Genomic DNA, 13101 nt, shown 5'->3' with positions numbered 1-13101 from the left:
TTTTGAGGCTTTCTTCTGCCTTAAAAAGTTTAGAAATGATTTAGAAATTAGTAGCAATAGCATTTTTGTAATGCGTTGTATTATAGTTGATTGCCTGTTGCAGGACTTTAGATTTTTATCTCAGCCCAAATCGTGCGTTTGTTTTGATAATACATTTGCATCAATCTATTTATTGTTTAACTAATTTCTAATAAGATGAAAAAGAAAAGTCTAAAGAGATGCCTTAAAAAGCGCATGATCCTTTTACTGGGTTTTCTTATGATGACTGGTGTTGCTGTTGCGCAACAACTTCAGGTACAAGGAAAGGTGACCGATGCAACGGGTGAAGGTCTTATCGGTGCAAGTGTATTGGTAAAGGGTACAACTTCGGGGGTGATAACTGACATTGACGGTAACTATGTGTTATTGAATGTCAATCCTGATGCAATACTTATTTTTTCTTATGTAGGTTACCAAACGCAGGAACTGAACGTATCCGGTAGAAACAAGATTGATGTTGTCTTGCATGATGACCAGCAGGTGTTGGAAGAAGTTGTAGTAGTGGGTTACGGTTCATTGAGTAAAAAAGAAGTTTCCAGTTCCATTGTACAAGTGGATAAGAAAAATTTTAATTTGGGGGCTATGAATAACCCGATGGAAATGGTATCGGGAAAAGTCGCGGGCTTGAATGTCAATACGCAGGCAGCTGCCAATCCTAACTCCAGTTCTTCATTACAAGTACGTGGTGCAACATCTGTTTCTGCAAGTAATAGTCCTTTGATTGTCATAGATGGTGTGGCAGGTGGCGATATCCGTAACATCGCTGCACAGGATATTGAATCTATTACGGTATTGAAAGATGCGGGTTCAGCTGCTATTTACGGAACGCGAGGTGCTAATGGTGTGATTTTAGTTACAACGAAACGTGGCTCGGGTGAAGCTGGAAAAACGGTAGTCACATATGACAGTTACATCGCTTTTAATGTAGCCAAGCCCTCTCCGGATATTCTGTCGGCTGATGAATTCCGTCGTTCGAGACGAGGTACAGACTATGGAGCCGACACTGACTGGTATGGACTGATTACTCGTGATGTAGCATACGACACAAACCAATATATATCTATTGATGGTAGCACAAAGAATGGTTTCTATGGTGCTTCCTTCAATTACAAAAGTGCCAATGGACTTGACATCGTGAGTGGTCGTGAAGAATTTGGAGGTCGTTTTTCTATGGAACAGCGTGTACTGGAGAATCGCTTACAATTCAACGGTTCGTTGAGTGCACGTCGTGTAAATGAAACCTGGGGAAATGATGGTTTCTTCGATAGGGCACTCACAATGAATCCTACAATGCCGGTATATAATGCAGACGGTTCGTATTATCAGCCTACTTCTCCTACGGGTGCAACCAATCCGGTTGCGGAGCTTGCTTTGAGAGATAACAACGGCCAGCGTATGTATTTGTTGGGTACGGCTGAGGCTAAACTGAATATTTTGCAGACAGAAAAGCATTTGTTGAATACAACATTAAGTTACTCATTGCATTACAATGACATGAAGCAACAATATTATGCTTCGTCTGCCGGTTCGGAGTCCTATTGGAATGGTTATAAAGGACGTGCGGAAATGAAGTATCAGAAATGGTACACCAATCGATTGGAGTGGTTGGGAAATTATGCACTGAACTTGGGCGACCACAATATTAAGGCTGTAGTGGGCTATACTTATGAGAAGTCTATCTGGGAACAGATTGGTGGTAGTAACAACGACTTCTCTTTTGATAATACGAAATATTGGGATTTGGGCAGTGGCTCTTATCTGAAGGATGGTTTGGCAAGTTTATATAGCGGTCGCTCTGAATCGACACTTATTGGCTTCTTTGGTCGGTTGAACTATAATTGGAAGGATATGCTTTTTGCATCGGCTTCGTTGCGCTATGAAGGCTCTTCCAAATTTGGTGCTAACCAAAAGTGGGGGTACTTCCCAGCAGCTTCTTTGGCTTGGGAAATGATGGAGATGGGCTTTATGAAGAATACCCGGAAAGTGTTGACCAGTTTGAAACCGCGTGTTTCTTTCGGAATTACCGGTCGTTCGGATTTTGATGCTTATAAATCACTTTCTACTTACAATACCAATGGTAGTTATCTCTTTGACGGGCGTTGGGTAACGGGCTATGCTCCCTCTAGTAATGCTAATCCGGATTTGGCTTGGGAAAAGAGCGTTGCGATTAATCTGGGTGTTGATTTTGTTCTATGGAATCGTTTACGTGGTTCAGTGGAGTATTTTGACCGTAGTTCTAAAGACTTGCTTTATACGTACACGGCACCTCAACCGCCTTTTGTCTATTCCACTATTTTGGTTAACGTTGGAACAACGAAAAATACCGGTATAGAAGTATCTTTGGATGGTGACATCCTTACTAAAACAGCAGTGAAGTGGACGAGCGGAATCAATTATTCTTATGGGAAGACTAAGTTGACCAAACTTTCTAACGATATTTACAAGGCATCTTATCTCGACCTTTACTTAAAACCGGGTACTGGCTCCAGCGAATATTTCTTCCGTGTGCAGGAAGGGGGAGAGATAGGGCAGTTCTACGGTTATGAATATGCAGGTGTTGACGAAAATGGCAATATGCTTATTTTGAATGATAAAGATGAGCAAATACCGATTTCTCAGGCTGATGCCAAGTATAAACGTTATATTGGCAATGGTGCTCCCAAGCACTTCTTGTCTTGGAGTAACAACCTGACTTGGAGAAATTTTGATTTGAGTGTATTCTTCCGCGGTACATTCGGTTTTGATGTATTCAATATGCGTAAATATGGTATGGGGCTTCAGGGATGTGGTACAGATAATGTTCTTCGCTCTGCGTATCTGGAAGATAAGAATATCCGTACCGGTGGTGGAGTAATATCTTCCTATTTCCTGGAGGATGGTAGCTTCATAAAACTGGAAAATGTAACCTTGGGATATAATTTTACTCCTAAGAACCGTAAGTTACTGGATAATATGCGCATATATCTGTCTGCCAAGAATCTGTTTACCTTGACCGGATATTCTGGTAATGACCCTTCAATTATAGACGTGAATGGTATCCAGCCGGGAGTAGATAGTAATAGTGCTTATCCTACAGCAACTCAATTGAGTTTAGGTGTGACTCTTCGCTTCAAATAAATGAGAAACAAATTATTAAAAATATGAAAGATATGAAATATATAAAATGTCGTTGGTTATTGGCGATGATTATGTCATGTTCACTTTTCTCTTGTACTAATTTGGACGAGGAAGTGTTCGATCGTGTGGATGCCGGAATTTATTATCAAGATGAGACGAGTGTTCAGGGGGCAGTGGCAGCCATCTATTCGAAAGCTGCATATAGTTATTTGGAATACTTCTGGTATTTGCAGGAGTTTTCTGCCGACCAGGTGGCATGGCGCAGTTGGAACGGTGGACTTTGGGGATGGGATGAGGCATTGAAGTTTGCTTTGTCTTCACATACCTGGACGTCAGAATCAACCATTATTCGCCAAACTTGGGAGAATGCGTGGACCACTATTGGGCTTTGCAATACGCTTATTACAGATTTGCAGGCAATCAGCCCCGCATCTATACGCATGACTGAGGATGCTTTGAATAGTTATATTGCCGAAGTACGTACCCTGCGTGCTTGGGCATACTACAATATCTTTGAGATTTGGGGTGGAGCACTTCCCTTGAACATTTCTTCGGGTGCGGAAATCCCTGGTTCTGCAGATACTGATTTTGATAAGGGGTGCAAGATTATCTACGATTTTATCAGTCAGGAATTAGATGAGTCAGTTACAGATCTTATGAAAGAAGATGGTTCTGGAAAGACTCGCAACCGCATGAACCAAGCTGCCAATCGTATGATTAAGATGCGCTTGTTGCTGAATTCTGAGGTGTTTATCAAACAAAACAGTTATAATGAGTGTGCCACTCTTTGCCAAAAAATTCTGAATGGCGATTATGGTACTTACAGCATTACCGATGACTATCGCGATATTTATTCGATAAACAATGTAGAATGTCCGGAAGTTGTAATGGCATTGGCGATGGAAGTCGGTCAGGTCAATACCGGTTGGATGCGTAACATGCCTTTCATGCCTTACAATTGTTGGGATTACTTTGGAGGTACATACAGCCAGAGCGGATGGAATTGTGTATGCTTGGCACCTTCATGGGATAATTCTGGAAATGTACAGCCGTATGGTGGTACTGACAATCCTAAGAGCTTTCTTACCGACTACGGTGATAAGTTAGGAGCAGTTTATGAACGTTTCCACGATAAAGATATCCGTAAGCAGAACTATGTGTATAATGAAACAACAGGAAACTATCAAGGCATTTTTTTGAAAGGGGCTATTAAAGCCAACTATGGTAAGGGTGCGGCTTTGAAAGCAGATGCCGACCGTGACGGTCAGGATTTGGTTTATGTGGATCAGGTGGGTACATTCCTTAATTTAGGACGTAATCTGGAGACTGTCATGTCACCTCGCTGGGGTGAAACGAATTCAGGTGTCCGTTTGGTAAGATATCCGGTTTATCCGGAGAGTGCAGGCATTGATTTCCAAAACATCGATGAGGTGGAATTCCGTTTGAGTGAAGTGGTCTATACTCTTGCTGAATGTAAAATGCGTGCAGGTGATACAGAAGGTGCTAAAGAGCTGGTATATAGAGTTAAAACACGCTATTTTACAGATAAATCGGCTCTCGAACAGCCCGGTCCTGGTTTTACATCCTTTGATATGGATTGGATGTTGAGTGAATGGGGACTTGAATTCTTGGGAGAGGGGCGTCGTCGTCGTACAGACTTGCGTCGTTTCGATAAGTTTACGCAAGGACAATGGTGGTTCTTTGGCCGTGCCACGGACGACGGTTTAAGCTATCCGGCTAAACGTGACCGCAAATACGAGTGGTATCCCTTGCCCCAGTCTGCCCTTATGGTAAATCCGGGACTGGTACAGAATCCTAATTATTAATCATCCTATAATAATAGTAACAATGAAAAAATATATATGTAATCCGCTATGGCTTTTGTTGCTTTTTGTAGCTTTCATCAGTAGTTGTGACAAGGAGGAAATTGTGTTTGACCATGAGTTGCCGCAATTTGAACTTCGTAGCGATGCTATCTTGCTGGAGGTGATTATGCCCCAAGGAACTGGTGCCGATGAAATAATTTATATTGCAGGCGATTTCAATGGAGGTCAGGATGCTGCTTTCGGAGACCTTAAGTGGCAGATGGAGAAAGCTGCAAACAATGATGTTAAATGGGGCATATACCTCTATCCGGAAGATTTTGTTAATGGAAAGACACTTGCCGATGGCTTTTATTTCGTTTCTAAGACACAAGGTATAGAGCGTACTTTGCAGAATGGGGATGCTTTACATCAAATTTCGGCTAAGGTAGGTACTCGCACTGATATAACGGTAACCCGCTGGAATGCTTATTTTGAGGAGCCGGAAGACCCAAGTGAAGTGACCCATGACGGTTATGCTGTGTTCGTGATGGACAATACAGGTTGGGATGCACTGACACTTTATGCGTGGGGAAATGATTTGCCGGAACTTTTTGGAGGTTGGCCCGGTATTTCACCTACTGGTAGCGTTGAGATAAAAGGAATTACCTATAAATACTTCGATACAGGTGAAGCAAATAAGGGATTGGTTTACAATTTGATATTTAACGATAATGGAGTAGGTTCACAATTTGATGGACCACAGAACTTTACTCTTGACCGTGACATATATTTGGAAATCACAGAAAGCGGTTGGACGGAAATAGATCCGGATGCAGTGGTCATCCATGATGGTTATACCATTTTTATTGAAGACCAGTCCGGATGGGCAGAAACAACCATATACGCGTGGGGAAATGATATACCGGAACTCTTTGGCAGTTGGCCAGGAATATTACCAACCGGTAGTGTTGAGATAAAAGGTGTCACGTATAATTATTACGATACAGGTGAAGCAAATAAGGGATTGACTTACAATCTGATAATGAATAATAACAATGGAGGCTCACAATTTGACCTCGCAGCAGTGACGCTTGATCGAGATTATTATTTCCGTATTACGGACATAGCTGGTGAGGAGATTGACCCTAACAATCCGGACGGAGACTCTGAACCGGAATCTGAAGCGGCTTTTGTTTCTAATCAGAATAATTTCTTGAAATGAGTTTTGTATAGTAATGAAGATGTTAAATGACCTATTGGTGGAATGAGATTGGGGATAGGATATCTCTTTTCAATCTTGCGGATATATGTCCCAAGGCTTGGTTTTTCTATCCCAAGTCTTGGGATAGAAAAACCAAGCCTTGGGAAGAAGTTATCTCTTAGCTCTTTTGTTTTTTAGTATTGGCTTCCGGGATTTTGAGTATTAAGGCTTAGTATCTTTTCTGCCAATGCCCATTACTGGAGAGTTTGGATGCTCCTTTTGCAGATATCAGTTCCGCCAATGAGTATAAGTATAGATAAAAAGTAGAAATATGAAAAAAGTAATAATTGCGACACTGCTCTTTACGATGCTACATTCTTGTATGGGGTGTAGTGATAGTCAGAGTGACATGGAACCGATTCCCGTCCCACAGGAAGAATACATGGCTTCGGATATGGTGATTTATGAGGCAAATCCCCGCATTTTTGCCGAAGAAAATGCGTTCTCTGCCATCAAAGCAGAGCTTGACCGTATTCAAAGCCTGGGGACTACCGTGCTTTGGCTGATGCCTGTAAATGAGCCGGGAGTACTGAAAAGTGTGAATTCACCTTATTGTATAAAGGATTATAAAAAGCTGAATACACGTTACGGAACAAAAAAAGACTTGAAAGAACTGGTAGATGCTGCCCATGCCAAAGGAATGAAAGTGATTCTTGACTGGGTTGCCAACCATACTTCGTGGGACAATGCTTGGGTGACTGAGCATCCGGATTGGTATACACAGGATGCAAATGGCAATGTGGTACAACCTCAAGAACAGCCTTGGGCGGATGTTGCTGACTTGAATTTTGACAACGAAATCATGCAGCAAGCCATGATTGATGCCATGAAGTATTGGGTAACAGAAATTGGTATTGATGGATACCGTTGTGATTATGCCGAGGGGGTACCAGATGCTTTCTGGAAGAAAGCAATCGCCGAGCTCCGTACACTTGACAATAATTTGCTGATGCTTGCCGAAGGCGGAAAAACGTCTTTAATGAACAATGGTTTCAATCTGCTCTACGGCTGGAACTTCCATAGTAAACTGAAAGACTATTATGCCGGTAAATGCTCACTTACTGACCTTTATGCTATGAATACTTCCGAATTGGAGGGAATGCCGAAGGGTACGTTACGGTTACGCTATTCTACTAATCATGACCAGGCAAGTGAGGCATCACCGATAGAATGTTATGGCGGTGAGCGTGGTGCCATGTCTGCTTTTGTATTGACGACTATGCTCGAGGGGATACCTCTTATTTATAGTTCGCAGGAAGTAGCCTATCCGCGGTCACTTAACTTTTTCAATTACGGAGTTATAGACTTGAAGTCCAATGAAGTCTTTGCGCAAGAGATGGCAGAAATCATCAGAGCCTATAAAGCTACGAGCAGTGTACGTGGTGGTGAACTGGAAGTTTATACTACCGGAGATGTCGCTTCATTTTATCGGGCAGCAGGCAGTCATGGCATGTTGGTCATGGTGAATACCGCCAATGAGTCTGTACAAGTGAAAGTACCTATGGAGCATGCTGGCAAGACCATGACCGATGTGATTGCCGGTGTGGATGTGGAGTTGCCTACAGTAATGACGATGGAGCCTTATCAATATTTTATATATCAACAATAACGGATGTATATGAAACATGTATTATTAACAGTTGTATTTCTGGGAATTGCTTGTGTGGCGATGGCACACGAATTGTTATCTCCCAATGGGAATCTGAAACTCAATGTTGTGCTTGATTCCGAGGGAGGGCCGGTCTATAGCTTATATTACAAAGGAGAGCCGGTTGTAGAACCTTCTGCCTTGGGAATACTTATGGAAGAAGCGGATTTGTCAAATGGCTTCCGGATTCTTGATGCAACAAATTCTACTTTTGATGAAACTTGGATGCCTGTATGGGGAGAGTATGAAAAAGTCCGTAACCATTACAATGAACTTACTGTCACTTTCTCACAACCGGCAAAGCACGACCGTATGATGATTGTACGTTTTCGATTGTTTGACGATGGACTCGGATTCCGTTATGAGTTGCCGGAGCAGAAAACCATGAATTATCTGACGGTAAAAGACGAACTGACGGAATTCAATCTGACCGGTAATCATACACTCTATTGCATTCCCGGTGATTATGATACGAATGAGTTTGCCTATACTACTGCGGCCATTTCCGAAGTGCGCGAAGCTATGGAACGTAATCTACGTAAAAAAGGATATGAAGCTAAAGCGACTTCATTCACAGTACAAACACCCCTTATGATAAAGACTACCGAAGGACTTTATATCAATATTCATGAAGCTGCCTTGGTAGATTATTCTGCCATGTTGCTGAATGTGGATGATAAAGAGTTTAACTTTTCTGCTCATCTTACTCCCGATAAATTAGGAAAGAAAGGATATCTGCAATTACCGTTGCATACCCCGTGGCGTACAATTATGGTTAGTGACGATGCACGTAGCATCCTTGCTTCTCAGTTGATTCTTAATCTGAATGAACCTTGTAAGCTGGAAGATACTTCTTGGATTAAGCCACAGAAATTTATCGGTGTCTGGTGGGAGATGTTTACTGGTGGAGGAGGTACATGGGCATATAGCGACTATTATAAGGCTAAACCCGGCATAACCGACTATTCAAAGTTAACTCCTAATGGACATCATCCGGCCAATACTGAACATGTGAAAGAGTACATAGACTTTGCGGCGGAGAATGGTATTGATGCGGTATTGGTTGAGGGTTGGAATGAAGGTTGGGAAGATTGGGCATCCTATCGTAAGGATCGTCAGTTCCTTTTTGACAAACCTTATCCGGACTTTGATGTTGCGGTACTACATGCCTATGCCAAATCAAAGGGGGTAAAGATTATCATGCATCATGAGACGGCTGCTAATGCTGCCGATTATGAGCGGCAGCTGGATGTAGCCTTTCAATTTATGGTAGATAATGGCTATAATTCTGTAAAGACAGGATATGTGGGCTCAATCATTCCCCGTAGTGAATATCATTCCTCACAATGGATGAACAATCATTATATACATGTGGTGAAGCGTGCTGCTGATTATAAGATTATGGTAGATAGTCACGAGGCTGTTCGTCCCACCGGCTTGTGTCGGACCTGGCCCAACTGGGTAGCGCAAGAATCTGCCCGTGGTGGTGAGTTTGAATCTATGGGGGGCAATGATCCGGATCATACTTGTATCTTGCCGTTTACTCGGTTGAAGGGTGGTCCGATGGATTACACTCCTGGTATTTTCCAGACAAAACTTTCGTATTATAATAGTTCGAAACCTAAAGGTCAGGCGGGTACTACATTGGTAAAACAATTGGCTCTATATGTAACGATGCCCTCTCCGTTACAGATGGCAGCAGACCTGCCGGATAATTATCGCCGTTTTCCCGATGCGTTTCAATTTATTAAGGATGTAGCGGTGGATTGGAGCAATTCTTGGTATTTGGAAGCCGAACCGGGTGATTATATCACAGTGGCTCGTCAAGCCAAAGGAAAACAAGAGTGGTATGTAGGTGCTATTACCGACGAACATCCTCGTACGGCAACTATTCCTTTCTCTTTCTTACCCGAAGGAAGGAAATATATTGTTACCGTTTATGCAGATGGTCGGGATGCAGACTGGAAAGATAATCCGCAGAGCTATGACATCCGTCGTGGCATAGTAACGTCAAAGAGTGTGCTGCGTCAACCTTTGGCAAGTAGTGGAGGGGTGGCTATCAGTGTTCGAGAAGCAACAAAAGAAGAGGTAAAAGGATTGAAGAAATTATGAAGCTTGTCCGTACATAGTAATTATTATGTTGCGGATTTAATACAAGCATTTAAGAATTAAAGTTAGCAATTGGAAAGGCATAGTCCGTGAGGATTGTGTCTTTTTTCGTAAATTATTCGTCATTTCTTATTTTCTTTATTATAATTTTTCTATATTTATGCCGTTATGGCGAATTGTTGACAGAATAGGAAAAGAATAGACCATTTAGGTATGAATAGAGAATGCCGGGGATTTGACATTTTATCATTCTTTAATCAAAATATAACCGTAAAATTTAGCTGTTTTGAAAAGTTTTCTTATATTTGCGGTGTTATTCATTGACATTTTGTTTGAATAGCGTGAAGTCAACAAGGTAATAACCTTTAAAACGTAATATTATGAATATCGAACGTATCATGGCCTCTTTAGAGGCAAAGCACCCCGGCGAGTCTGAGTATCTTCAAGCCGTAAAGGAAGTTCTTCTTTCCATCGAAGATATCTATAACCAACATCCTGAGTTCGAGAAAGCGAAAATTATAGAACGTCTGGTTGAACCTGACCGTATCTTTACTTTCCGTGTAACGTGGGTGGATGATAAGGGTGAAGTTCAGACGAACCTCGGCTATCGTGTGCAGTTCAACAATGCCATTGGCCCGTACAAAGGCGGTATTCGTTTCCATGCTTCCGTAAATCTTTCTATCCTCAAATTCCTGGGATTTGAGCAGACTTTCAAGAATGCTTTGACTACATTGCCTATGGGCGGTGGTAAGGGTGGTTCCGACTTCTCTCCGCGCGGAAAGAGCGATGCTGAAATCATGCGTTTCTGTCAGGCCTTCATGCTGGAATTGTGGCGTCACCTCGGTCCGGATATGGATGTTCCTGCCGGTGATATCGGTGTAGGCGGTCGCGAAGTGGGCTATATGTTCGGTATGTATAAGAAGTTGACTCGCGAATTTACGGGCACATTTACCGGTAAAGGATTGGAATTTGGCGGTTCGCTGATTCGTCCTGAAGCAACAGGATTTGGTGGCTTGTATTTCGTAAACCAAATGTTACAGACAAAAGGCATTGACATCAAGGGCAAGACCGTGGCTATCTCCGGTTTTGGAAATGTGGCTTGGGGTGCTGCTACCAAGGCTACCGAATTGGGTGCCAAGGTGGTTACCATCTCCGGTCCCGACGGTTACATTTACGACCCGAACGGTATCAGTGGCGAAAAGATAGATTATATGCTGGAACTCCGGTCATCGGGCAACGATATCGTAGCACCGTATGCCGACGAATTCCCCGGCTCTACTTTCGTGGCAGGCAAACGCCCGTGGGAAGTGAAAGCGGACATCGCTCTGCCTTGCGCTACCCAGAACGAGCTGAACGGCGAAGATGCACAACACCTCATTGACAACAAGGTGACATGTGTAGGCGAAATCTCCAATATGGGATGTACGCCCGAAGCTATCGACCTTTTCATTGACAACAAGATTATGTATGCACCGGGTAAGGCTGTCAATGCAGGTGGTGTGGCTACCAGCGGATTGGAAATGTCGCAGAACGCCATGCACCTCAGCTGGAGTGCAGCCGAAGTGGATGAAAAACTCCACGCCATCATGCACGGAATTCATGCTCAATGCGTAAAATATGGGACAGAACCTGATGGCTACATCAACTACGTGAAGGGAGCGAATATCGCCGGCTTCATGAAGGTGGCTCATGCCATGATGGGTCAGGGAATTATCTAAGAGAGAAACTTTGTTTAGTTGTATTTGTATTTGTGGTTTGTGCTGCCCTACGCCTGTGAAGGTATGGGGCAGTACTTTTTTATTCTCAATTAAAAAAGTTGTATCTTTGTATCCGAGAAACCATAAATGACAAAGAGATGTTACTACCTGAATTGAAACTGAGACGTGATAAAATACGCTCTCTCATGGCTCAACAAGAGATTGATGCCGCTCTTATCGCTTGCAATGTAAATTTAATCTATACGTACGGACGTGTCGTCAGCGGTTACTTGTATCTGCCGTTGAATGCTCCCGCCCGTTTATTCATCAAACGTCCCAACAATATTGAAGGGGAACATATTCATCCTATCCGTAAACCGGAACAACTGCCTGACTTACTAAAGGAATGTGGTTTGCCCATACCTGCGAGGTTGATGCTGGAGGGGGATGAGTTGTCTTTTACGGAATATAACCGTTTGGCTGCGTGTTTCCCTGAAACGGAGGTGCTTCCTTGTGGTACGGCACTTATCCGGAAGGCCCGAAGTGTCAAGACTGAAATAGAGATTGAGATGTTCCGCCGTTCCGGCATTGCACATGCTAAAGCTTACGAACAAATACCCTCGGTTTATAGACCAGGAATGACAGACCGCCAGTTATCCATCGAAATAGAGCGCCTGATGCGTTTGGAAGGTTGTCTGGGTATTTTCCGTACCTTCGGACAAAGTATGGAGATTTTTATGGGAAGTCTGCTGGCAGGAGATAATGCTACTGCGCCTGCCCCCTATGATTTTGCTCTGGGAGGCGAGGGACTTGATCCGTCACTGCCTATCAGTGTGAACGGTGCACTGTTGCAGCCCGGCCAGAGCTTTATGGTCGATATGGGGGGTAACTTCTATGGCTATATGGGAGACATGAGCCGTGTATTCTCTATCGGAAAGCTGCCGGAAAAGGCATATGTTGCCCATCAGGTTTGCCTGGACATACAAGAGGCTGTTGTAGAAAAAGCGAAACCAGGTGCTGTTTGTGAGGACCTTTACAATCTCGCTATCGATATTGTCACCAAAGCGGGCTTTGCCGACAACTTTATGGGAGCCACTCAAAAAGCCAAGTTTATCGGTCATGGCATCGGACTGGAAATCAATGAAATGCCGGTGCTGGCTCCACGCATGAAGCAGGAGCTGGAACCGGGCATGGTCTTTGCTTTGGAACCGAAGATTGTTTTGCCAGGCATTGGTCCCGTCGGTATCGAAAACTCTTGGGTTGTAACAGCGGAAGGAGTGGAGAAACTGACGTTGTGTAAGGAAGAGATTGTGGAACTTTGAAAATTGATAATGGATAATGGAAAATTGCCATGCGGTTTCAATAAATACGCTGCACTGTTTATTTTTCCATTATCCATTTTCCATTATTTCACCCTTCTGTTAA

Annotated in this window: 7 protein-coding genes; all 7 read left to right on the top strand. The window is 43.1% G+C overall.

What is annotated here, in order from left to right:
- Positions 1–195: 195 nt before the first annotated feature.
- The 7 genes from NQ510_RS18300 (at position 196) to NQ510_RS18270 (ending at position 12998) form a co-directional block, all read left to right on the top strand.
- Complete coding sequence (locus NQ510_RS18300; protein WP_005827017.1) at positions 196–3156, top strand: SusC/RagA family TonB-linked outer membrane protein; 2961 nt, start codon at positions 196–198, stop codon at positions 3154–3156.
- Between the two features lie 32 nt (positions 3157–3188).
- Entirely contained in the window at positions 3189–4982 is a 1794-nt protein-coding gene (locus NQ510_RS18295; RefSeq protein WP_005833034.1) for a RagB/SusD family nutrient uptake outer membrane protein, read from the top strand.
- 22 nt (positions 4983–5004) lie between these two features.
- Entirely contained in the window at positions 5005–6183 is a 1179-nt protein-coding gene (locus NQ510_RS18290; protein WP_005827013.1) for a hypothetical protein, read from the top strand.
- Positions 6184–6493: 310 nt separating this feature from the next.
- A complete protein-coding gene (locus tag NQ510_RS18285; RefSeq protein WP_005827009.1) occupies positions 6494–7831 on the top strand; it encodes an alpha-amylase family glycosyl hydrolase in 1338 nt (445 codons plus the stop codon).
- 3 nt (positions 7832–7834) lie between these two features.
- Complete coding sequence (locus NQ510_RS18280) at positions 7835–9982, top strand: glycoside hydrolase family 97 protein (protein ID WP_005827008.1); 2148 nt, start codon at positions 7835–7837, stop codon at positions 9980–9982.
- Between the two features lie 377 nt (positions 9983–10359).
- The gene (gene gdhA / locus NQ510_RS18275) at positions 10360–11697 is read left to right on the top strand and encodes an NADP-specific glutamate dehydrogenase (RefSeq protein ID WP_005827003.1); all 1338 of its coding nucleotides are present in this window, start codon (positions 10360–10362) and stop codon (positions 11695–11697) included.
- Positions 11698–11834: 137 nt separating this feature from the next.
- Positions 11835–12998, top strand: a complete 1164-nt coding sequence (locus NQ510_RS18270; protein WP_005827001.1) for a M24 family metallopeptidase — start codon at positions 11835–11837, stop codon at positions 12996–12998.
- Positions 12999–13101 lie beyond the last annotated feature (103 nt).

This window comes from Bacteroides uniformis (assembly GCF_025147485.1).
Lineage (GTDB): Bacteria > Bacteroidota > Bacteroidia > Bacteroidales > Bacteroidaceae > Bacteroides > Bacteroides uniformis.
Note: the sequence above shows the minus strand (reverse complement) of the source record. Positions and strands in the feature narration are given on the sequence as shown.

What these genes read in the sequence shown, in the direction of transcription:
- NQ510_RS18290 (WP_005827013.1), top strand. Translation starts at nt 5,005, where the DNA reads ATGAAAAAATATATATGTAATCCGCTATGGCTTTTGTTGCTTTTTGTA.
- NQ510_RS18280 (WP_005827008.1), top strand. Translation starts at nt 7,835, where the DNA reads ATGTATATGAAACATGTATTATTAACAGTTGTATTTCTGGGAATTGCT.
- NQ510_RS18285 (WP_005827009.1), top strand. Translation starts at nt 6,494, where the DNA reads ATGAAAAAAGTAATAATTGCGACACTGCTCTTTACGATGCTACATTCT.
- NQ510_RS18295 (WP_005833034.1), top strand. Translation starts at nt 3,189, where the DNA reads ATGAAATATATAAAATGTCGTTGGTTATTGGCGATGATTATGTCATGT.
- NQ510_RS18270 (WP_005827001.1), top strand. Translation starts at nt 11,835, where the DNA reads ATGTTACTACCTGAATTGAAACTGAGACGTGATAAAATACGCTCTCTC.
- NQ510_RS18300 (WP_005827017.1), top strand. Translation starts at nt 196, where the DNA reads ATGAAAAAGAAAAGTCTAAAGAGATGCCTTAAAAAGCGCATGATCCTT.
- gdhA (WP_005827003.1), top strand. Translation starts at nt 10,360, where the DNA reads ATGAATATCGAACGTATCATGGCCTCTTTAGAGGCAAAGCACCCCGGC.